The following is a 22,802-nucleotide window of genomic DNA, read 5'->3' on the forward strand; positions in this document are numbered from 1 at the left end:
ATCTAATTTTCATCAAGTAAATACTAATTTAATAGAGTTTTTTCATATTTAACGCAGCGAGGTATTATATTGCATACAATTTAAAAATATTTTTAACTTTAATTCTCAGAATTTATTACTTTTAGTTGATGAATCTTAATCAAACCCAAGGTTATTGGTAACACCATAATAACACCAAAAAAGGCATACAGCATTGATAAAATAGCTGAAACTAATAATTTAGAATTAACGATATCTCCAATACCATAATTAAGTTTAGCAAACATAATTCCCAAGCTCAAAAAATCAGCCATAAAACCAAATAAAACAGTATTTAAAGCCGTTCCTATAATTTGATAACCTAGTTGGTAACCTGATCGTATTAATTTATTTACTTCCATATCTGGGTGGTGTTCCATAATCTCAGATAATCCTGATGTAATTGCTACAGACGCTTCAGCGATTGCTCCAAGTGTTGCTAACAGTGCGGCTGCAATTCCCAACTGCCCAAAATTTAAACCAATTTGCAAAGATAAGCCTTCCAACTCTTCTGAATTTTCAACGGTAAATCCTTGTACAAAGTTTAAATGTTCAACAGGAATAATCACCAAAATTAAAATCAACATAACGATTAAACTACTTTTCAATGATACCATCGTAGTTTCTTCATCAGCTCCAGCACTATATATCGTAATCAATAAGACCAAACTACTCCCAATTAATAACACCATAAACATACTAAATCCCCAACTAATTAAGAGAAGCATGCCCATTAATAAAATAAAATTAATCCATAGACTAACAAAAGCACCCATTCCTTTTTTACCACCAATAACTACCATTAATACTAGTAAAATGAGTGCTAAAACGAATGTAACTGACATTAATTAAGCCTCCTTTTATGCATTTCATACTTAGAATCAATGATAACCCACAAAATTCCAGCTGGAACTGTTAACACAATTCCGATCGCACTAATCAGAGTTTGAACCATCCCCAATGCCATGTTCATATCATAAGTATACCCAATGTTATTCCCATTTCTTAAAAACAAAATAGCCATCGGGATCTGTCCAGCAATAAAAATCAAGAATAACACGTTGGTTAATGCTCCGAATATTTCTTGTCCTACATGTCGTCCTGCAATTATTAATTCTTTCGTTGTTACATCATGATTTTCTTTTCTTAATGCAAATAAAGTAGCAATCATGTCCGTTGATTCATCCATGACTGCCCCCAAAACTCCTACTAACGTCATTGAAAAAAACATTGGAACTGGTAATTGTGTAATGAACCCTAACAATTCAAAGTTAACACCTTGATTATGATTCAACTTAAAAACTAAAGCAGCTAAAAGCATTATAATAAGTGTAGTTGTAACCACTGTTGCAAAAATCACCCATGTTTGCCTTTTTTTAAATCCCATCACCAATCCAAGAGTCAATGCAGACACAATTAAACTAAAGATCACAAATAATGGTAATAAATAATGGGTCCCAGTTTTTAAATTTAAATCAATAGTAATAATAAATAAAATTGTATTTAAAACCAAAGAAATGGCTGTTAGACGTCCAGACTTCCCCATCAAATTAATTAACAAACCAATTAGTGCAATTAATAACGGAATCCAGGTGGCATCTCTTTTAACATTATCAAAGTTCCAAGCATCCCCTTGTTGACGTAAAAAAATCTGCATTTTTGGCTTTAATTTTTGATCCATTCCTTGACTACTATCATAATTATTTTCAATCCAAATTTTTTCACCTTGACGATCAGTGTTTAAAAATTTAGCTTTAACTTTTTGTCGATAATTAGTCACATGATTCAGATATGCATCAGTCGAATTATTTTCATCAATTACTTTAACTTTTTCTATCAATACAACAGGTTTACTGTATAACGATGCATCATGCCGTAATCCAAAATATGTAAATAATATAACTGTTAATAAACATAGCCAAAACAAAAAATGTCTCTTGCCTTTATTTAATATCATGGATTTAGCCTTCTATTTTGGCCGTTAACTGGGATCTCCTTTGCTAAATATTTAATTCTTTGCATAATTCGAGCAGCTTTAACTGGTTCAGCCCCATTCTTGGTCAATGTGAAGTGTTCTTCCTCTAATTGTTTCATAGAGAAGTTAGATGTAAAAAATGTTGCTAGTCCATTTTGCATTCGATAATCAAGAACAACACTCAAAACATCATCTCGAATCCAACCACTTCCATCACTTTCAGCTCCAATGTCATCTAAAACTAGAATATCTACCAATTTCATATCTGACCGTACTGTCTTAGTGTCAATACTGTGATCACTTATTGCATCTTTCATATTGGTAGCCAAAGTTGGATAGTGCAACAATAATACATCAATATCATCAAAAGACAGTTGATTAGCCATTGCTCCCATCAAATAAGTTTTACCTACCCCATATGGTCCTTGTAAATAAGCACCTTGATGAAATTCTTGAGGCCGATCAACATAATCTTCAATAAATTCCGAAACTGCTAAGACAGCGGCAGTCATTCCCGAATCCATTGACTTAAAATCATTCATTGTGGCCGATTTTAATTGTTTAGGCATACCAATTGCCATAATTTTACTAGCTGCTCGTAACTTTTCATGTTGTTTTTGCATTTTTTGACTTGCTCGATATTGAATCACCACACGTTTATCAACAAATAACAACTCTGGATCATAACCAGGATGAACATCTGGTAAGCCATCTTGTTGTTTTTTATTTTGCAAATAATATTCATAGATGGTTGCTAAATCGCGATTGAAAATTGCTTCGCTTAAATCCGGCTGATGCTCTTGAATAAAATTTTTAATTTCTGCATCTTCCAACATAATTTGCCTTATTTTTTCATATTCATTTCTCATTTGAGGCCGCTTTTTTAAAATATCTTGGAATGATTTTCCGATATTTTGAGTTCCTCGATTATTTTGAAAATTAAATGGTTCTACATTTGGCATTATCACTCCTTTTTGATGGCACGCTTAGCTTCCATCTGGGCTAACATTTTATCTAGTTTAGCCTGATCGGCTGAGCTAACCTCCTGAATTGGTTGATTTTCCCAATCGGGTTTTGTTTCATGTTTCTGCTGTCCAGCTCGACTTGATGTACGATTTTGCTGACCTTGTTTAATTTTTCTCTCTCGTTGCTGAATATACTTAATGGCCTCACTGGGCGTTTTAATGTTAGCCTGAGCCCAGTCTGAATAAGTTGCCTCTAAGATTGCTTTCGGCAAAGTTTTGCGATCTTGTAAAACACTCAGTGTATATAATTCTATATTTATAACCGGGTTAGGTAACCGTCCATATTTTATTAATTGCTCAATTGCATATTGTTCGCTTGCCGTTACGACACCCCCACGTTGTTCGCGAATATTTTTTAAAAATTCTAATGGGCTCAACTGGTTAGCTTGATCAATTAGGATATTTCCTGTCTTGGGTTGTACATCAGTTACAGGTTGGATCGTAACTTCTTGTCGCTGCTGAAATTCTTGACGTAACTCATTTTCGATTCCTTTGATGTCAATTTGATGATCGTCAAGCATATGCCCTTGTATAAGTCGAATTAATTTTAAATCATCAATTGCATATAATTTTTTGAAAAGCATTAAATTATCTTTATTTTTCAATAAAGTCATCCGAGAAACTCCATACACCTTTAACATTTCAAACATTAAATCAAAATCAATAGTTGGCTGATCCTTTTGACGAGCTTCATCCCATGCTGTTGACCTTTTATTAATCGGCTTCAACGGTTCAATCTGATCAAAATTATCCTCTCGAATAATATCAAATAATCCCTTTGACACATTATTTCCCTCGATTTCTGCTGAATCAGGTAATAAACTTGTTTTTAATATCTCAAATTGATCATCACCTAAATAAGATGAAAGAAGTTTCACTAGCAATTTATCACTAAGAAAATTTTCAGCATCAATCGGTTGATTTATTTCATAAACCCATTGTGATTCTAATGTTAATACTTGTTCGAAAGTCCGAATCAGCCCATAGCCTTCTAGCTTTTCACGTGCTTGAATCAAACGTGGACCAGATAGGTTCAATTGATTCAATAATTCAACGTGCGTGATGGTTACATCTTTATTTGATCTTTGAGGTTGATGCATCAAGGCCATATAAACTGTAAAGGCTTCAATCCCAATTAATGGTAAGTATAAATTACTTAAACTGGTTAAATTTTTAAGGGTTAAATTTTCAATACCCACGACTTTAAATTTTTGATGAATATTAAAAGACATTAGTCCCCCACTTTCATAATTTTTAATTCTTCAATTCACTGATAATATGATCAACTTTAGCATGCATTCGATCTAACCGATCATTTTCAACAACATAATCAGCCATCTGCACTTTTTGGTCTAATGGCATTTGTGCCTTAATACGCTGACGAGCTTCTAGTAAAGTTAGATGATTTCGCTTCATCAACCGTATTTGTTGCTCTTCAGGTTCAACCGTAACCACAATAGTTTTATCTACTCCTGCTGCATTGTTAGTTTCAAACAATAAAGGAATTTCCAAAAACACAAGTTCATGCCCATCATTAAATAGTTTTTGTGCCTGTTGAATCAAAATTTGATTGATTTTTGGATGCATAATTGCATTCAATTGATCTATTTTTTGTGTATCACCAAAAACAACACTCCCCAACAATTGTCGATTGAGTGACCCGTTTTGGTTTATGATTTGAGGACCAAATTGCAACTCCAGCGCATGTAACGTAGATGAACCAGGTTCAACAATTTCACGACTAATAACATCTGCATCTAAGACTGGATACCCTTTTTCACGAATATAATTTGCAACACTCGATTTACCGGTTGCAATCCCTCCAGTAATTCCAATTTCAAGCATGTTTAAATCCTCTTTAATCGTGCAACACTTGGCAATGTGGGCAATAAGTAGTTCCACGTTGTGCTACCTTAGTTTTAACAAGAATCGTTCCACATCGATAACAAGGTTCTCCTACTCGACCATAAACCTTCAATTGATTTTGAAAGGTCCCGGCCTCACCAAAAGCAGTGGTAAATGAATGAACTGTTGTTCCATGATTTTTAGTGGCCAAAGCTAATTCATCAATAATAGCTTTGCGTAAATGGGTCAGATGTTCTAAATCAATAGTATTTGCTGGTTGTAATGGGTGAATTTTTGCCATCCATAATGTTTCATCAACATAAATATTACCTAACCCAGCGATATGACTTTGATCCAATAGAAATGGTTTAATAGCACCTTTCCTTTGAAACTCTTTTTGCATGTACTCTAAAGTCAAATCATCTTCAGTTGGCTCAGGTCCAATTTTAGCCAACCCGGCCACCTGCATTGTATTAGGTGTATCGACTAAATTCATCCGTCCAAATTTACGAGTATCCCGATAAAAAAGATCGATCTCATCATCCAGATGGAAGGTGATCAAATCATGCTTTCCTGGCTCTGTCCCAGCGGGAACTGTATAATACGCCCCTTCCATGCGTAAATGCGACACTAACGTTTTATTTCCACTCAATCTGAATAACAAATATTTTCCACGACGATCTATTTTTTCTATCTTACGATCAGCCATTTCTGCATCAAATTCCGCTTCTGACATACCGACAATTTTTTCCCAACGTACTTCAACTTTTAAAATTGTCCGACCTTGAACAAGATTTGTTAATCCTCGTCGAACTGTTTCTACTTCTGGTAGCTCTGGCATATAGTCTCCTAACCGTTGATATAACAACACTTTAACGTACAACCACTAACTGAGGCGCTAATTTTTTATTTTATATCTTTTTTCTTTGTGAAATCAAATAATTCCATGTCAATTATTACTTCCCTATTGTACCAAATAATTGAAGAATTTATTAATATCAGTTATGCGTTGTATCACACTGAAATTAAATTTAAAGAAAGCTATCATTTAATGTTTCATCATCGCATGCAAAAAACGTCTTACAAATAAATGCATTTATAATTTAGTACAAAAAAACGTATTCCTTCCTTACTCTGGAATACGTATTAAACATAATAACAATTAAAACTCTTATTTTTTATACAAAACATCAATTCATTAAAAAACTTGAATTGAATACTCACCAACATATTCATCATTTACATCTAACCGATTAATAGCATATTTATCAACTAATTGCCCAGTTGTTTCCAATGTATCCGCAATTCCCCACCAAGGCTCGATGCAAATAAATGGTGCTTCAACATTCGATTTGGTCCAAATACCTGCAAATTTAGCATTTTCAATATTAACTTTAATACCATGTTTCTTATCAGTATCAATGATTTTGATTTCAACTGGACGTTCATCTAGTTCAAGAATTATTGCATCATTTTTGTAGTCTGAACGATTTAATACCAATTCTTTTTTGGCATCAAACATAATGTCTTGGTGTAAATCTAAAAACGGTCCATTTAAAACTTTACGTTGATACAACTTAGCTGGCGTAATTTGGATTTGATAGTCTTCAAATTTTTTGACACCTGACAATGGAATATTGAAACCAGGGTGTCCTCCCAAGCCAAAATAAATCACTTGCTGATCAATATTTTTAACTAAGTATTTAACTCCAATTTCACCAATTTCAGATAAGGTAAATATTACATCAAATTGAAATTTAAAAGGATATTGCCGGTGTGTCTCAATAGAATCTTCTAATCGTAATTGAATCATCTTTGAATCAGCATTAATTATCTTAAAAACTAGATCACGAGCAAATCCATGTTGCGTCATATCATATGTTTGGTCTTCAAATTGATATGTATCGTTTTGTAAGCGTCCAACAATGGGGAAAAGATGAGGTGCATGTCTTCCCCAAATTTCAGGATTAGCTTGCCAAAGATACTCTGTCTCATTATTTTTCAAATAAATACTATTTAATTCCGCCCCCTGTTCATTTACAGCTACTCGGACTTTTTCATTTTCTAAATATAGCATGCTATCCCCCGTGAATTGTATAAAGCGCTTTCAATAATTTTATTTTACCAAAGTTTAATCTATTTTCAAAATATAATTTAGATAATAAAAGGCTGAGATTATAACAATCTCAGCCAAAAATTCAAAATGATCATTCAACTGCGCTTATCAAGCTTTATTACTTTTTAGCAGCTTTCTTTTTAGTTGCTTTTTTCGTGGCTGGTTTCTTACTTTTAGTGGTCTTAGATTTTTTATTATCTTCACCATCTTTAGGTGTAGTTCCATCAGCTAATGTCTTTTCAGTTGGCTTATCCCATGAGATAAACTCACAATCAGGATAACGTGAGCAACCATAGAAAGTCCGACCGCGTTTTGTCTTTCGTTCAATAATTTGACCTTGATGACACTTAGGGCAAACTAAGCCAATTTCTTTTACAATTGTTTTAGTATTCCGACAATCAGGAAAACGTGAGCAAGCAAAGAATTTACCATATCGTCCAAGGCGTTCCAACATAGGAGCCCCACAAATTTCACAGTTTTCACCGGCTAACTTATCTTTGACAACAATTTTTTCCATTTCTGATTCAGCTATATCTAGCTCACCTTTAAATGGTTTATAAAATTCATCAACTACTTTAACCCAATCTTCATTCCCAGTTTCAACATTATCTAGTTCCCCTTCAATTTGGGCAGTAAATTTTAGATCAGCTACATCAGGGAAATAATCTCGAACGGCGTCTTGAACCATTTTACCAATTTCAGTTGGAATAAATTTCTTTGCGTCCATTTTGACATATGCTCGTGATTTCAAAGTTTCAATCGTAGCAGCATAAGTTGATGGTCGTCCAACACCAGCTTCTTCCAAAGCTTTAACCAACGCAGCTTCAGTATAACGTGGCTTGGGCTGAGTAAACTTTTGTTCAGGATTAATTTTATCAAGCTTAACATTACCACCCTCTACCATTTCAGGTAGAACATTATCTTTAGCTTTAGCAGCTGGGTAAGCTTTTGTATAACCAGCAAATTTAGTCGTAGCTCCATTAGCTCTGAACATAACTCCATTTTGTGTCAAAGTAACTCGGACCCGATCAATAACTTCTGCTGTCATTTGAGAGGCCACAAAACGTGACCAAATCAATTGATAAAGTTTAAATTGGTCATTAGTTAACTTGTCCTTAATTGATTTAGGTGTTCGGAAAACCGAAGTAGGTCGAACTGCCTCATGAGCATCCTGTGCCCCTTCTTGCAATTTACCTTGTACTGGTTTAGTGGCAGCATATTCATCACCATATTCTTCATGAATAAATTTAGATGCATCATTTTTAGCAATGGATGATATTCGTGTGGAATCGGTACGCATATAGGTAATTAACCCAACTGAACCTTCTTTACCACCCAGATTAATTCCTTCATATAATTGTTGCGCTGTAGACATCGTACGCCGAGTTTGAAAACTCAATTGCGTGTTAGCTGCCTGTTGCAAAGTTGAAGTTGTAAAAGCTGGACTGGGATTGTTTTTTCCTTCGCTCTTAACGACTTCACTTATATCAAATTCTTGATTTTGATCGATTCGTTTCAAAATTGATTGAACCATTTCATTGTCTGGGATTCGCTTAACCTTTTGACCATCTAACCCATAAAATCCAGCTTTAAATTTCTTATTAGATTTTTTGAATTCAGCTGGTAATTCCCAGTATTCTTCAGGCTGAAAGGCTTGAATATCATTCTCACGATCAATAATTAAACCCAATGCTCCAGATTGAACCCGACCAGCACTCAGTCCTTTTTTAATTTTCTTCCATAGAAGAGGCGAGATTGAGTAGCCAACCAAACGGTCTAAAATTCGGCGTGCCTGTTGAGCATTAACCAAATTCATATCCAATTGGCGTGGGCGTTTAAAGGCATCTTTAACTGCATCTTTAGTAATTTCATTAAAGACCACTCGATTTTCTTCAGAACTAGTATCAAGATCTAAAATATGCGCCAAATGCCAGGCAATTGATTCTCCTTCACGATCCGGGTCAGATGCTAAATAAACATGTTTAGCTGCTTTAGCTTCTTTTTTCAAGTTTTTTATGACATCCCCCTTTCCACGAATATTTATATATTTAGGGTTATAGTCATTTTCAGTATCAACTCCCATTTGTGACTTTGGTAAATCACGAATATGTCCGATACTGGCAACTACTTTATATCCAGATCCTAAGTATTTTTCAATGGTTTTGGCTTTTGATGGTGATTCAACAATTACTAAATTTTTCTTTCGTTTAGTGGTGGTACGCTTTTTAGCTTTTGGTTTATCTTTTGTCGTTGTTGGCACGTACTCATCCCCTTTTCTTTAATATTTTTATTCTTTATGTTTGCTTACTATAATATAAAAAATAAAAAATTACCATACTATTGTAAATAAATCATTTTTTTCAACATTGGCTAATGTTATGCCAATTATGAATTTTTTTAAAGTAACAGATTATCCCATTAACTTAATTTACCATACTTAAATCATAAATTCAGTTTAAATTTCACCCTTTTAAATCTATACTTTATTAATGAAACTTTTGAAACAATATATTGCTTATTTTATACAAAAGTATTCATTTAATATCTTATATAAAAAGCTTGAAACATAAAATGCTTCAAGCTTTTTTAAGGTTATTCAAAATGACCTAAAAATTGATAAATTGGGAAACCGGCACTTGAAAACTTCTCTTCATATTCAGTTTCTATATTATCTTCCATCTTTTCAGTGTCTTCATGTAAATTCAAAGAAATTCCCTTTGGATCAAATTTAATACCAAAATTAGCAAAACTATATAGTGAATACTCAAAAAGTCCTCGATTGTCAGTTTTAAATGCAAGATCTCCACCAGCTGGTAAAATTGACTTATACCCAGCTAAAAATGATTTATACGTTAATCGACGGGTTTCATGTTTATTTTTGGGCCATGGATCTGAAAAGTTTAAATAAACTTTACTTACTTCACCCTTTGAGAAATAGGTTTCAACTCCTGCACCATCACCATATATAAATTTAAGATTAGGAAGTTCAGCTTCATCTTCATCGGCTTTTCGTGCTGCAACAGCAATTGCTGATTCTTGAATTTCCATCCCAATAAAATTAATATCGGGATATTTTTTAGCCATTCCAATAATGAATTGACCTTTCCCAGTTCCAACTTCAATATGAATTGGGGCTTCTTGAGCAAAAATATTCATCCAATTTCCTTGAAGTCCGGTTGCTCGATCTTGTGTAATAACTAATTCATCATGATTAGTTAACCAAGTATCAGCCCATTTTTTATTTCTTAATCTCATTTTTCTTCCTTTTCCTGAATTTAAAATTGAATCAACACGTAAATAACAATAATTGATTCTAATGAAAAATTCAACGTCCCAGATAAGATAAACTCTTACCAACATTAATTGCCATAGTTAAGCACTAATAAATCTAAATTGGCTAACTTTTAAGCTAAAACCAATTAAAACACAACATTGTCAATAATAACAAGATAATTACTAGATTGGTACCTAAATTTATTATTGAACGATCTAGTGCTTTAAAAACATTCGATAATTTAAGTATAGTAATAAGTCTGAATATTATGCTGATTTAATTAACAACATGGTACAATATTCGTATATTGAATTTTTTATTCTACGGAGGAAATCCTATCATGCCTGATATTTTTGATAAAATTATTGCTGGTGATGTTCCATCATTTAAAATTTATGAAGATGATGACGCCCTTGCCTTTTTAGATCTCTCTCAAATCACACCTGGACATACCCTTCTAATTCCGAAAAATGACGTTACTGATATCTTTGATTATGATGATGAAACGGCCGCTAAAGTTCTTTCTAAGTTACCAATCATCGCCCGCGCCATTCGTGCTTCTAATCCTGATATTATCGGAATTAACATCTTTTCAAATAACGGAACTGGAGCCGGTCAAGTTGTTCCCCATTCTCATTTCCATATTGTACCTCGATATAAAGATGATGACTTTAATATTACTGAATTTAGTAACGCTGACCTTTATGATACTGATAAATATCAGACAATTGCAGATTCCATTATTGAAAAATTAGAGGATTAATTTATGCCTATTAACAATTTTTCAAGCCGCTTAAAAAAAGAATTTAATAGTTGGAAAGTCCTTTTTAATCAAGCCAAGGACGCTAATCACCACTTTCAAAAGGCTCAAGCGGATTTGAAACATGAAATTCCAAAAGCAGAAGAAACGATTGTTGACTTACAACATAAACTTGATTTATACCAAGAAAAAAATTCTTTTAAAATTAATCGCATAAAAAACACTTCCGAAAAAATAAATCGCAAATTAAAGTAAGAATTGGAAACCTAAGTTACTTTTATAAAGTAACCTAGGTTTTTATTCTTTATCAAAGATAACAATGTTTTTACGTATTCAATTTTATATAATTAATGATATTAATAGTTTCTATTAATAATATTATTTTAGAAGCAATACATTCAAAAGGAGAAATACATGATTTTATTCTTGACCACTATTATTGCATTAGAATATCTTATTTTTATGCTTATTGAAATATTTGCTAAGCCTGAATTACAATCCAAATTGTTTGATTTGCCAACATCATTCTTAGAAAACCCCTACGCTAAAAGTGCTTTGGGAAATCAAGGAATTTACAATGGAATGTTAGCAGTAACCATTATTCTATCTAATTTTCTAATCCCATACCCTCAACTAAAAACCATCTTAATTTTGTTAATGTTTTATATTTCAGTTGTTGGGATCTATGGTTCACTTACCGTGACGAAAAAAATATTCTTTATTCAATCCTTACCAGCGATGATCACAATGCTTCTTATCTTTATTACTAAATAAGTAATAAATTAATCGCAAAATTGATAATTATATAAAAATAATATGGTATAAAACATTTTTATTTAGAATGGGCATAAAAATTAATATATTAGATATATTGATTAGTCAAAGTGTAATTGTTAAAATTAAATTAGTTAATTATGTGCTTTATATAATCAAACAAACATGGAGGTTTTTAATGAATCATTCTAATACTCTATCAAAAAGTTTCTTATATTCTATAATAATTATTGTTCTAGGTTCTATCTCATCTTTTCTCGTCCCTATCTTTTCTAATATGTCGATAAAAGATATTTACAGTTCATTATCATTGCCTGCAATCTCGCCTCCCAATTGGATTTTTGGACCAGTCTGGATTATTCTCTACATTCTTTTAGGAATTTATCTAGCTAATTCAAATAAGCATAATGTCAAGCTTAATTGGCTGATGTACATTCAACTAATCCTAAACTTCATTTGGACCCCTATATTCTTTGGGACAGGTAATTATCTATTAGCATCAATCATCATTGTTTTGATGGATGTTTTCACTTTAATAATATTCTACAAAGATAGAAGCAATCATAAGTATCTACTATTGCCCTATATTGTCTGGATACTATTTGCAACGTATTTAACAATATCAGTATTCATTATGAATTAAATCAAAAAAGGCCACTGACAATTAAATCGGTAGGCCTTTTAATTTCAACTAACATTTAAGTTGTGATATTATCTTAGATAATTAAAATATTGCTTCAATAACTCAAATATGGGAGGTGTTACTTTGAAAATAATAATCAATACTAGTTTAATAATTATGCTAATTATAACAATTACCTTAAATTTCATGTACGACGCAGACTGGCTCTACCTGGCCATGGCTATTGTATTATTTATATGGCAAGTATCTCAATTTCAGCAAACTAAAAATCATACTAATAAATATCTAGCAATAACGTTTTTAATTTTAGGCATATTCTTCGTTTTTATGAAATTAATTGGATGGAATTAAAATATTCGATGGTAAACTAACCATTTTATAAACATGTTTAAATTTGAATATATTGGGTACTTACTTAAGCTTTGCCTTCCCAACCGCCTTTAGTATTAACGTTTGCTTCCAAAGCAGCCGTTTCTAATTGCTTCATCTCAAAATCACTTAATTGAATATTTAATGCCAGTTTTGCATCAGAAACCTGAGGCAATTTAGTCACACCAAGAATGGGTGTTGTTCCTTTTTTAATAGCCCAAGCAACCGCAATCTGCGCAGGATTGACTTGGTGAACATCTGCAATCTGATTCATTAAATCTAGCAAATTATCCATCTTAGAGAATATTGGATTATATGTTTTTCCACGAGTGGAATCAGCTGGCATTGGATTATCAATATTGTACTTTCCAGACAAAGCTCCTTGCTCCAAAACCATGTATGAGAAAAACTCAATGTCATTATTTTTACTATATTCTAATAGACCAGAATCAATTGATGCTGGATATAACAAACTAAAATGATTTTGAACTGCATCAAGTTTTATACCGTGTGGTGCTAAAATTTCTTGAACTCTTTTTACTTGTTCCAGATCATGATTAGATACACCAATCCGCTTAACCTTACCTGACTTTACAACATCTACAATATATGGCGTCCATCGTTCAATATCAGCAGCATTATGAATCCAGTACATATCAATGTAATCAGTACCCAAACGTTCAAGACTACCATTTAACATGTCCATAATTGGGTTTTCGGCATTATCATTCTGCATTCCTGGGGTAAATTTATCAGAAATAGTTAAATCTTTACGAATATAATTTTTAGCTAATAACCCTAAAATTTTTTCAGATTGACCATTCGCATAAGCATAAGCTGTATCAAATAATTTAAGATCATTATCTATTGCTGCATCAAAGACTGGTTTTAATTCATTAACGCCTAAATTATTACCAAATACAACGTTACCGCCAGCTGCTCCGCCGACCCCCCATGACCATGTTCCAATTGCAATTTTATTTTTCATTTTAAAGCCTCTTACTTCTTTCTTCTAATTTATAATTACTAACTATGATAAAAGACTTGCTGGAACACCAACGACAGTACTATCATCCGCGACATCATGAGTAACTACTGAACCAGCACCCACAATTGCATTTTTACCGATTGTTACTCCTGGTGTAATCGTACTATTTGCGCCAATCCAAGCATTTTCTTTAATATGAACTGGTTTTAATTCTAAATCGCGCCGTCTATTCGGATCTTTAGCATGATTCACAGACACAATGGTTACATTTGGTGCAATGAGAACATTATCGTCGATTACAATACCGCCAACATCAACAAACATCGCATTTTTATTAACAAAAACATTTTTACCAAATCTAATATTCGCTCCATAATCCGTTTGAAACGGTAAATTAATTTCTACAGTTTCATCAATATTTGAGTTAGTTATTATCGAAATTTTTTCCCTAACTGATTTAGGACTTTGCACATTAGTATTTAATTGTTGTATTAATATCTCATTATCTGTTTTAATTTCATTTATATTATTAAATTCCGAACTATTAGCAGAAATAATCTTGTTTGTAAATTCCATCTGTCCATTAAACCTCTTGAGCCGTTGGTCGTACAATCATATCTGAAATCGTGACATGTTTTGGTTGATCAATAATGTATGCAACTGCATTAGCAATATCCTCAGGGTCGAGAACATTCATTCTTAAGTCTTCAGGGTTAGACCCCGCAAACATTTTAGTCATTTCTTTTTCTAGTGCTGGGTTATCTAATGTTGAGTTTAGTTCAGAATTAACTGCACCAGGCGATACTATTGATGATCTAATTCCATGCAAACGTTCTTCTTGACGAAGACCTTCCATAATAGCTCGAACGGCAAATTTTGTTCCATTATATACAGCTGATTCAGGATAGACGACATGTCCAGCGACAGAATCTGTCGTAATAATGAGACCATCATTTTGTTTTTTCATAATTGGCAAAACTGCCCCAATCCCATGTAAAACTCCCATAATATTTATTTGAATTTCATTTTCCCAATTTTCATATTTTGCATCTGAAAGATTTTCTCGGGGCATAATACCAGCGTTGTTATATAAAACATCTACTCGACCATATTTGGTCATTGCAAAATCAATTAGCTTTTTTACGTCTTCTTTACTTGCTACGTCGGTAACCTTATAATCAATCTCGCCATCAATTTCAGTCACGAGTTGCTGTAAGCGTTCTTCACGCCTAGCACCTAGAATTAATTTTGCTCCTTTGCTAGCAAGTAATTTTGCCGTCGCTGCTCCAATCCCTGATGAAGCCCCTACTATAACTACTACTTTATTTTCGATTGCCATTATTTTTTCCTCTTTTTAGATTAAGTTTTATCAATAAATATATCTTACTACCATTCATTAATGATGTATAATATCAATATTGCATGTCTAATTATGCAAAAAAACGCATACATAGATAAGGATATTTTATGGAAATTCAAACTTTGAAAAATTTCATCTCAGTTATTAACGAAGGGAATATATCTGCTGCTGCCAAAATAAATAACATTTCACAGTCAACTTTATCAAGACAAATGACTGAACTAGAAAGAGAAATAAATATTAAATTATTCGATCGAGGTAGTCGGAAAATTTCATTAACCGAGGCGGGAACAATATATTATCAACGAATTAGAGAACTTCTATTATTACTAAATAGAGCCGAAAAAGAAGTTCATCAAACTAAAATATTGTCAGGTGAATTATATATAGGTGCCCCAGAGACTGAAGGTATGGAGATAATTGCAAGTGCAATCAGCAATCTTACGAAAAAGAGCCCTGATATTCGTGTCCATTTATATAGTGGAAATGCAGAAGATTTGAATTTCAAAATGAATAATGGAATCCTTGATTTTGTAATATCACTTAATAACGATACCCAAAATGCCAACTTTATCCGTCTCCCAAAGGCAGATTCTTGGGGAATAATAATGAAGTCCAATGATTCTCTAGCCAATAAACATGAAATAACCCCTGAAATGTTAGAAAATAGAAAATTAATTATCTCTAATCAAAGTAGTGCAAGAAGTGAACTAGAATCATGGCTAGGATACTCGCTGCTAGATTCACAGATTACTGGTACTTATAATCTGATTTTTAATGCGGCCCTTTTAGTCCAAAAAGAAATCGGGATTGCCATCGGTATAGACAAATTAATCGAATCAACGGCAATGAATGGCTTAATATTTAAACCATTCGCTAACTATCTAACTTCTCATCTAGATATTACTTGGAGTAAAGGGAAAGAATTATCAGAAATTTCATCGGCATTTTTAGAAGAATTAAGAAAGTTACTTTAAGGTAAATAAAAATAAGAGAGGTGTCATTATGACCACCCCTCTTTTTTAATTTATAGTAACAATTTATTAAATATATTGTAACTTTAATTTTTACTGCGTCCATATAGCCATGAAACAATTGCTACAATGATAACGGCTCCAATAATAGATGGCACCAATGCCATTCCAGCTACTTGTGGTCCCCAAGAACCAAATAACATCTCGCCTATCCAAGAACCTGCTAACCCAGCAATAATATTAGCAATCCATCCCATCGATGTCTTTGTAATAGCCCCACCGATAGCTCCAATAATTGCACCAATAATAAGTGTCCAAATTAATCCCATAATAGAACTCCTCCTAACATATTTTTTAGCGCTTACTTTTTGATCTTTTCTTTTAATTTATCATCCATGTCTGATGCTGCATCCTTAACGTCACCTACAACTTCTTTAACCTTACCCATAAATCCTTCAGCTTTTCCTTCGGCTTCAGTCTTAGTGTCACCAGTCACCTTACCTGATACTTCCTTAACTTTACCTGTTGTCTGATCCTTCATTCCAGCTAACTTGTCGTCTAAAGCCATAATAGATTCCTCCTGTAGTTGTGTAAACGAATATTTCATTTAGGGCGTCATTTGTTTGTACTTAAATTATAACACAATTAACAAAACGTTACCATTGCCATCGTTTTATAATAAAAAAGCAATAACATAAGTCATTGCTTTAAATATAATTTAAAATTAAATGATTTTTGCCTCATATGCTCTTGAAGCGATATCCAAGAAATTAAATGATTCAAACTCATCTGGATTATATACATAATTATCAGCACTAAAGCTAACCATCAAATTAACTGGATTTTCATTAATATCGCCATAATAACCTATCACAACTGGTTTATTAGTTCCAACAGCATATCCAATTTCTATGGCTCCACCCATATCAGGAGCATCAGCAGGATACGTTGCAACCACTAAATCAGCATTATTAATTGCTCGAATATCTGCCTTATACGTCATAGTTGCCCATTCGAAATCTGGCTCAAACTCGCCACCTTCGACAAAGACTAACCCTTTATATTGATGTAACAATGGAACATGGATATGTGCGATTGTTGGGTTTTGCAATAATGCTTCATAAGTAGCTAAAGTTGCATCAATTTGTGTTTCAGTCCACCATGAATGAGCTAAATAAACTGAACGAGCTCCTGGAAGCTTTTCAAGATCTTGGTACTTTTCTTCTAACGCAAGTAGTTCTTTCATAACTTCATTTTCAGATAACATTGTCTAATCTCCTAAAGTATTTGATCTAATAAGTTTACGATTTATTTTCTTATTTTTCAAGAAATGAATAATCATGTTACTAATTTATAAGTACTTAAGATACATGAATAATCTAACATGATTTTATACGATTAAATGAGCCTATAAATTATTATCATAGATGAATTCTTGAACTTTAACCGTAACTTCAATTAGTAAAACATTCAATTTATTCTTAATAATATTAAAAAAATATATATTGATTATTTTTTTATTTATTACTTAACATTTTTTTGATATTATTAAATTGTTTTGGCTTATTACTGCCCTAAACTTACGTAATAAATCATATACCATTACTATAAGCTATAATTACGAATTAACTTGTTTAGTAGATCTGGATAAAGATCTACAATAAAAATTTAGATCTAAAAATCATTCATGTCTAAACATAAATATTCAATAAAATGTCTTATATACATTTACTTAATAAATACGTGCTGAATATCCACGTTAAACTGTTCCCTTTAAGGAGTAGATAATTCGTCATGAATAAGATCAAAGAATTATGGACCACTACATTGTGGTTTAAAGTCGTTATCATACTAATTGCAATTTTTATCGCGTATAGTTTACCAAGCTTTGCCGTCTTTATTGGTTTTATAGGTTTAATTTATTCTTTTATTTCGTATATACGAAAATTATTATTAAAAAAGAAAACAAAATTTAATCCAAACTATCTTTTATTAGCTGGTTTAATTTTTATAATCATTGGCTCAAGTAATCCTGCTTTTCATAAAGGCACTACGAACCAAAATGAGCCAATCTCGTCTTCATCATCTATTAAAAAGTCTAAAGCAGAGTCTGAAAGCAAAGTTAATTCTGAGAGCAAAGCTAAGGCCAGCTCAGAAAGCAAAGCTAGGTCTGAGAGCAAAGCCAAAGCCACCTCAGAAAGCAAAGCTAAGTCTGAAAGTCAATTAGAGTCTGAATCCATTGCTTCTAGTGAGTCTGCTGAAGAATCACAAAGAATAGTTAATTCGGAATCAGCCGCAAGTTCCAGCGTTGCTGCAGCTGCATCTCAAGTACAGCAAGCCCAAGTTCAATCCACACCAAGTAGCTCTGGTGGTTCTAGAACTGGTAGCCATTGGGCAATTCAAGACGGTTATGATTGGTCTACTAGAAAAGGGCATTCTCATATTATTCCGGCTGGTGGCGCTCTTCCTGCTGGATATCATTGGGAAGTCGCCCAATAGACATTTTTATCGATTAAATATAAACCAACGTATTAATGATTTATGATATTATAGAATAGGCTCAATACCCAGTAAATTTTAGTATTTAGTTTAATAAACATTATATTTTTAAGGAGTAGTTGACTTGCGTATTAATAAATTGTCGATATTTAGCCTTATTGAAAAGATAATAAATACATTATTTTTTATCTGGATTTTTATCATTTTAATCGGGGCTTTATATTCAGACCATCTTTTTTCTTTAGATAATCCTTATCGATTATCCACAATAACTGGTTTGGTCGCATTAATATTAATTGTATTAGGTGCTTTTAAATTCTCAAAATTCAAATCCTTATCATTGCCCATTTTTAATTCATCTAAAAAACATAAAATATATTTACTATTATGTATATCTGTAATTGTTTTTTCATGGCAAATATATTTTATAAATAAAGCGAATACCGGAATTGGTTTTGATGCTGGAATCGTTGCTTCTGAAGTAATAAATCATAGTAATATTAATGACTGGTTTAGATACAATTATTTTAGCTTTTATCCAAATAATTTGTTACTTTTATATACAGAATATTTTTGGAGTAGCCTTTTCGGTTCATCATGGTTATCTTTTAGTTATCTATCTTTACTTTGCGTTGATTTATTCATGGTTACTTCTTTAATATCAATATATTTAATTGATAAAACTAAGACATTTAAAACTTGGTCAATTTTCCTTATATGGTTAAGTGTATTTCCTTATATCATTGTCCCTTATACTGATACTACAGTATTACCACTAATTAGCACTTATATTTTAGGCTACACGCTACTTAAAAAAGCTACAAGCCGTAGTCAACAAATAATCGGTGCTTTCTTACTTGGTATTTTTGCAATGTTGGGATATTTGATGAAGCCTACAGCAGTCATACCTTTAATAGCCATTATCGTAGTTGAATTATTATACCTATTTTTTAATCGATCAAAAAAAGAAGATAATCTAAAATTAATAATAAAATGCATACTAGTTATCATAGCTGCACTTTGTGTTCAATTTGGTTACCAAATAAAAACAAATAATCAAAAATTTGTACATATTGATCAAAAATTAAAGGTACCTGCTATTCACTTTATCTCTATGGGTATGCATGACGAAGGCGGATTTTCTCAGATTGACGCAGGGCCTATGTACTCGGCTCATAGTTCAGATGAAATGAAAAAAATATCAAAAAAAGATATTCAAACTCGAATTAGTGAATATACACCTTATACATATGGTTTATTTTTAATTTATAAAAATTACAATAATACCGCTGATGGTTCGTTTGGATGGCTACAAGAAGGTAACTTTATAGATCAACAACCAAGTAATTTTGTGCAAAATTGGGTTTATCCCAATGGTAAGTATTTAAATAGCTTTTACGTTATCGTACAAATATTGTGGATTTTGGCGTTATTAATGTTGATACTAACCAAGGCATCTTCCGAAAATTCACGGTTATATTTACTATTATTTAAAGTAGCTTTGCTTGGTGGTTTTGCTTATCTTTTGATTTTTGAAGGTGGTAGAAGTAGATACTTAATTCAATTTATTCCAGTTATAATATTACTATTAGGATTATCAAATTTTAGCCATTCAACAAATAACTTAAACTAAAATATTATTTATAAAAAGATTATTGAACAAGATATATGTTTTTGTAGCATATACCGTTAATAATTCCTAATGTTAGAAAAAATAAATTTATTTATATCAAAAAGGACTTTGTTAAATATAACAAAGTCCTTTTTAGTATATTTTATCAATATGGCAGGTTCTAAAATTAATCTAACACTTTAATTTGGAGGAATAAGAATGAAACACGAGGAACGTCACAATTTAACAACACCTGCTTCACTTCCATTGATAAAATAAATCATTTTATGCACTGATAAGTTGATAGTGACACAAACAAAAAAGCAATAACCTGAGTCACTGCTTTAATGTGTAAAAATAATTAAACTAGTAACGCTGGAATAGCTTATTTATAGATTAATAACTAATTCAATCTTATAAACAGGGGAAGGCTACCCAGCGTCACCGCAAGCATAACACTTTAATCTATATATACCTATTTCATTAATCAATTTAAAAAACGCCTGAACCTGATCAGACGTTAATATATAATACTTATAATTTAATTCTTTTTATGATGTACCAAAACAGCGGTTGTAACCGCCGCAACTGCTGCGGCGACAATGATTGAAGTCATTATTGGCATTTGAGAAGCGTTATCTTTAACCACTTCCCACTTCTCCTCAGTCTTACCCATCAATTCTTCAGCCATACCTTCAGCTTCAGTTTTATGATCACCAGTGACCTTACCTGCTACATCTTTAACTTTACCTGTTACTTGATCCTTCATTCCATCTAACTTGTCATCTAAAGCCATAATAGATTCCTCCTCTAGTTGAATAAATGAATTTTCATCCATAGTTAATACTGCTAATATTTATATTATAACACGATAAAGAAACCGCTGTTATTGTTATCTTAAAACAAAAAAACAATAACCGAGGCCATTGTTTTTCATTATGGACTATGTCCATTGACGCCGGATAAGCTTTTTAAAGAGAGTGCTTCTTACATAAAAAAGAGGAATAATATCCGACGTCTGAGCAAGCATAACACGTTTATCTAATTATACCTATTTTATTGGTAAATTTAAAAAACGTATGTTACGACTATCAGACGTCCATAAAATATTTTTATTTAATCTTCTAACATATAATCAGTGACATAAAGATGATCCAAAAAATCCTGTGCATTATCTTTATCCGTAGTTTCATTATCAATTTCAGACTGTACAGACTTTTCAATTTCTTTGCGCACTTCTTCTGAGCGTCCATATTCAACACTAATGTGAACACGGTGGACTTTTTCATTCCAATCAATAGTAGTTGGGCCCCATGTGCTTAAGTGTAAATCTTCTATCCAGTTTGATACCTCTTCTTTTGAATATGCCATTCTTCACTCCTTTATTATGCCATCATGGGCCCATCACGGACAATAACACTATCATCCAAAATACCTTGTTCACTAGTAATAACTAGTCCACCAAACGTTGACACTTCAACCTTCATATTTTCTGCTAAGTACTCTTTAGCATAGCCTTTAACTGGAATCTTTCCATAATTAGAATCGACTTCCATATCAAACCATGGTAATAGTGGTTGATCATTTCGCAAAATTAATATGACTAATGAAATTTGCATTGCTCCTTCTGCTGTTATTGAATAGGGTGAAACACCATCTTCATACATAAGTACAATACGTCGATCATTCTTTTGATTTAAAATGGGACTGATTTTTTTCATTGCTTCATCAGTGAAAGTAATATACATTTGCTTACCTCCTAATTTTATAAATAAATTATACAACTTTTTCAAAAATATAGATTAAAAAAAGCAACAACCTAAGTCATTGCTTTTCGTATGTGACATTAAAAAATCTCGGTGTATTAATACTATTAAGAAATATATAATACTAATTCAATGTCTTTTTAAAATTTAACTAGTTTTTACTACGTCCCATTAACCATGAAACTAAAATTACAACAATTACTGCACCTATAATAGATGGGAAAAGTGCCATTCCTGCTAAATGTGGTCCCCATGATCCCAGTAATGTTTCACCTAACCATGAACCAATCAATCCAGCGACAATATTACTTATCCATCCCATCGATGTTTTGGTAATAGCACCACCAATTGCTCCAATAATCGCTCCAATAATTAACGTCCAAATTAATCCCATATTGCCCCCCTAAATTAATTCTTTAGTTTTTAAATTTTTCCTTAACATCTTCAGCCATTTCAGAAGCGGAATCTTTAACCTCACCTAACTTCTCTTTAGCTTTACCCATTAAGCCTTCAGCTTTACCTTCAGCTTCTTTTTGTGAATCACCGGTAACCTTACCAGAGACTTCCTTAACCTTACCTGTTGCTTGATCCTTCATTCCATCTAACTTGTCATCTAAAGCCATATAGAATCCTCCTCTAATAAAAAAATGAATTTACATTCATAGTTACGTTATTTACATTAATATTATATCATAGCCAAGAAAGCGCTGTCATCATACTTTTTAAATATTTAAAAAAGCAATAACCGAAGTCATTGCTTTTCATTATGGACGGCTGTCCCTGACGTCGAATATTTTTTTAATA

Annotated in this window: 27 protein-coding genes; 7 read left to right on the top strand and 20 right to left on the bottom strand. The window is 32.4% G+C overall.

What is annotated here, in order from left to right; translation table 11 throughout:
* Nucleotides 1-98: 98 nt before the first annotated feature.
* From WKK_RS00845 to trmB, 9 genes are all read right to left on the bottom strand, one after another.
* Nucleotides 99-863, bottom strand: a complete 765-nt coding sequence (locus WKK_RS00845) for a YibE/F family protein (RefSeq protein WP_006845561.1) — start codon at nt 861-863, stop codon at nt 99-101.
* Nucleotides 863-1,975, bottom strand: coding sequence for a YibE/F family protein (locus WKK_RS00850; protein WP_013989147.1), 1,113 nt, complete (start codon nt 1,973-1,975; stop codon nt 863-865). The genes WKK_RS00845 and WKK_RS00850 overlap by 1 nt, the downstream gene beginning before the upstream one ends.
* Nucleotides 1,972-2,955: a primosomal protein DnaI gene (dnaI, locus tag WKK_RS00855; protein WP_006845563.1), complete on the bottom strand. Its 984-nt coding sequence runs from the start codon at nt 2,953-2,955 to the stop codon at nt 1,972-1,974. Before dnaI ends, WKK_RS00850 begins: the two co-directional genes overlap by 4 nt.
* A 2-nt stretch (nt 2,956-2,957) precedes the next feature.
* Nucleotides 2,958-4,250 (bottom strand): replication initiation and membrane attachment family protein, encoded by a 1,293-nt coding sequence (locus WKK_RS00860; RefSeq protein WP_013989148.1) that lies wholly within the window; start codon nt 4,248-4,250, stop codon nt 2,958-2,960.
* 22 nt (nt 4,251-4,272) lie between these two features.
* Nucleotides 4,273-4,863 (bottom strand): dephospho-CoA kinase, encoded by a 591-nt coding sequence (gene coaE, locus WKK_RS00865; RefSeq protein WP_013989149.1) that lies wholly within the window; start codon nt 4,861-4,863, stop codon nt 4,273-4,275.
* A gap of 13 nt (nt 4,864-4,876) precedes the next feature.
* On the bottom strand, nt 4,877-5,704 hold the full coding sequence (gene mutM / locus WKK_RS00870) for a bifunctional DNA-formamidopyrimidine glycosylase/DNA-(apurinic or apyrimidinic site) lyase (protein ID WP_006845566.1): 828 nt from the start codon (nt 5,702-5,704) through the stop codon (nt 4,877-4,879).
* Nucleotides 5,705-6,061: 357 nt separating this feature from the next.
* A complete protein-coding gene (locus WKK_RS00875) occupies nt 6,062-6,940 on the bottom strand; it encodes an aldose 1-epimerase family protein (protein WP_013989150.1) in 879 nt (292 codons plus the stop codon).
* A 157-nt stretch (nt 6,941-7,097) separates the two neighbouring features.
* Nucleotides 7,098-9,239 (bottom strand): type I DNA topoisomerase, encoded by a 2,142-nt coding sequence (topA, locus tag WKK_RS00880; RefSeq protein ID WP_013989151.1) that lies wholly within the window; start codon nt 9,237-9,239, stop codon nt 7,098-7,100.
* A 332-nt stretch (nt 9,240-9,571) separates the two neighbouring features.
* Entirely contained in the window at nt 9,572-10,234 is a 663-nt protein-coding gene (trmB, locus tag WKK_RS00885) for a tRNA (guanosine(46)-N7)-methyltransferase TrmB (RefSeq protein ID WP_006845569.1), read from the bottom strand.
* Nucleotides 10,235-10,593: 359 nt separating this feature from the next.
* Here trmB and WKK_RS00890 point away from each other — a divergent pair, with 359 nt between their 5' ends.
* The 4 genes from WKK_RS00890 to WKK_RS00905 all read left to right on the top strand — a co-directional run bounded on the left by WKK_RS00890 (nt 10,594) and on the right by WKK_RS00905 (nt 12,430).
* Nucleotides 10,594-11,016, top strand: coding sequence for an HIT family protein (locus WKK_RS00890; protein ID WP_006845570.1), 423 nt, complete (start codon nt 10,594-10,596; stop codon nt 11,014-11,016).
* Nucleotides 11,017-11,019: 3 nt separating this feature from the next.
* Nucleotides 11,020-11,268, top strand: a complete 249-nt coding sequence (locus WKK_RS00895; protein WP_006845571.1) for a hypothetical protein — start codon at nt 11,020-11,022, stop codon at nt 11,266-11,268.
* Between the two features lie 159 nt (nt 11,269-11,427).
* Nucleotides 11,428-11,787: a DUF1304 domain-containing protein gene (locus tag WKK_RS00900; RefSeq protein ID WP_013989152.1), complete on the top strand. Its 360-nt coding sequence runs from the start codon at nt 11,428-11,430 to the stop codon at nt 11,785-11,787.
* Between the two features lie 178 nt (nt 11,788-11,965).
* Nucleotides 11,966-12,430: a TspO/MBR family protein gene (locus WKK_RS00905; RefSeq protein WP_006845573.1), complete on the top strand. Its 465-nt coding sequence runs from the start codon at nt 11,966-11,968 to the stop codon at nt 12,428-12,430.
* Between the two features lie 415 nt (nt 12,431-12,845).
* Here the strand turns inward: WKK_RS00905 and WKK_RS00915 are convergent, their stop codons facing one another.
* The 3 genes from WKK_RS00915 to WKK_RS00925 are packed head-to-tail and all read right to left on the bottom strand — an operon-like array spanning nt 12,846 to nt 15,126.
* Nucleotides 12,846-13,787 (bottom strand): aldo/keto reductase, encoded by a 942-nt coding sequence (locus tag WKK_RS00915; RefSeq protein ID WP_013989154.1) that lies wholly within the window; start codon nt 13,785-13,787, stop codon nt 12,846-12,848.
* A 42-nt stretch (nt 13,788-13,829) separates the two neighbouring features.
* The gene (locus WKK_RS00920) at nt 13,830-14,363 is read right to left on the bottom strand and encodes a DapH/DapD/GlmU-related protein (protein ID WP_013989155.1); all 534 of its coding nucleotides are present in this window, start codon (nt 14,361-14,363) and stop codon (nt 13,830-13,832) included.
* 7 nt (nt 14,364-14,370) lie between these two features.
* Nucleotides 14,371-15,126, bottom strand: coding sequence for an SDR family oxidoreductase (locus tag WKK_RS00925; protein WP_013989156.1), 756 nt, complete (start codon nt 15,124-15,126; stop codon nt 14,371-14,373).
* A 128-nt stretch (nt 15,127-15,254) separates the two neighbouring features.
* On the opposite strand from WKK_RS00925, the gene WKK_RS00930 reads away from it, so the two are divergent.
* Nucleotides 15,255-16,124, top strand: coding sequence for a LysR family transcriptional regulator (locus tag WKK_RS00930; protein ID WP_006845577.1), 870 nt, complete (start codon nt 15,255-15,257; stop codon nt 16,122-16,124).
* Nucleotides 16,125-16,207: 83 nt separating this feature from the next.
* Here the strand turns inward: WKK_RS00930 and WKK_RS00935 are convergent, their stop codons facing one another.
* The 3 genes from WKK_RS00935 to WKK_RS00945 all read right to left on the bottom strand — a co-directional run bounded on the left by WKK_RS00935 (nt 16,208) and on the right by WKK_RS00945 (nt 17,388).
* Nucleotides 16,208-16,450, bottom strand: a complete 243-nt coding sequence (locus WKK_RS00935; protein WP_006845579.1) for a GlsB/YeaQ/YmgE family stress response membrane protein — start codon at nt 16,448-16,450, stop codon at nt 16,208-16,210.
* Nucleotides 16,451-16,482: 32 nt separating this feature from the next.
* Complete coding sequence (locus tag WKK_RS00940) at nt 16,483-16,689, bottom strand: CsbD family protein (protein ID WP_006845580.1); 207 nt, start codon at nt 16,687-16,689, stop codon at nt 16,483-16,485.
* A 156-nt stretch (nt 16,690-16,845) separates the two neighbouring features.
* A complete protein-coding gene (locus WKK_RS00945) occupies nt 16,846-17,388 on the bottom strand; it encodes a nucleoside 2-deoxyribosyltransferase (RefSeq protein WP_006845581.1) in 543 nt (180 codons plus the stop codon).
* 527 nt (nt 17,389-17,915) lie between these two features.
* On the opposite strand from WKK_RS00945, the gene WKK_RS06990 reads away from it, so the two are divergent.
* Both WKK_RS06990 and WKK_RS00955 read left to right on the top strand, forming a co-directional pair.
* Nucleotides 17,916-18,620 (top strand): hypothetical protein, encoded by a 705-nt coding sequence (locus WKK_RS06990; RefSeq protein WP_013989157.1) that lies wholly within the window; start codon nt 17,916-17,918, stop codon nt 18,618-18,620.
* A gap of 124 nt (nt 18,621-18,744) precedes the next feature.
* Nucleotides 18,745-20,253: a glycosyltransferase family protein gene (locus WKK_RS00955; protein ID WP_013989158.1), complete on the top strand. Its 1,509-nt coding sequence runs from the start codon at nt 18,745-18,747 to the stop codon at nt 20,251-20,253.
* Nucleotides 20,254-20,773: 520 nt separating this feature from the next.
* Here WKK_RS00955 and WKK_RS00960 read toward each other — a convergent pair.
* The 5 genes from WKK_RS00960 to WKK_RS00980 all read right to left on the bottom strand — a co-directional run bounded on the left by WKK_RS00960 (nt 20,774) and on the right by WKK_RS00980 (nt 22,621).
* Nucleotides 20,774-21,070, bottom strand: a complete 297-nt coding sequence (locus WKK_RS00960) for a CsbD family protein (RefSeq protein WP_420794673.1) — start codon at nt 21,068-21,070, stop codon at nt 20,774-20,776.
* A gap of 278 nt (nt 21,071-21,348) precedes the next feature.
* Nucleotides 21,349-21,603, bottom strand: a complete 255-nt coding sequence (locus tag WKK_RS00965; protein ID WP_013989159.1) for a hypothetical protein — start codon at nt 21,601-21,603, stop codon at nt 21,349-21,351.
* Nucleotides 21,604-21,617: 14 nt separating this feature from the next.
* Nucleotides 21,618-21,980: an iron-sulfur cluster biosynthesis family protein gene (locus tag WKK_RS00970; RefSeq protein WP_013989160.1), complete on the bottom strand. Its 363-nt coding sequence runs from the start codon at nt 21,978-21,980 to the stop codon at nt 21,618-21,620.
* 169 nt (nt 21,981-22,149) lie between these two features.
* Entirely contained in the window at nt 22,150-22,392 is a 243-nt protein-coding gene (locus tag WKK_RS00975) for a GlsB/YeaQ/YmgE family stress response membrane protein (RefSeq protein WP_006845588.1), read from the bottom strand.
* A 22-nt stretch (nt 22,393-22,414) separates the two neighbouring features.
* Complete coding sequence (locus tag WKK_RS00980) at nt 22,415-22,621, bottom strand: CsbD family protein (protein WP_006845589.1); 207 nt, start codon at nt 22,619-22,621, stop codon at nt 22,415-22,417.
* Nucleotides 22,622-22,802 lie beyond the last annotated feature (181 nt).

Origin of the sequence: Weissella koreensis KACC 15510, assembly GCF_000219805.1 — a bacterium.
GTDB classification, from domain to species: Bacteria; Bacillota; Bacilli; order Lactobacillales; family Lactobacillaceae; genus Weissella; species Weissella koreensis.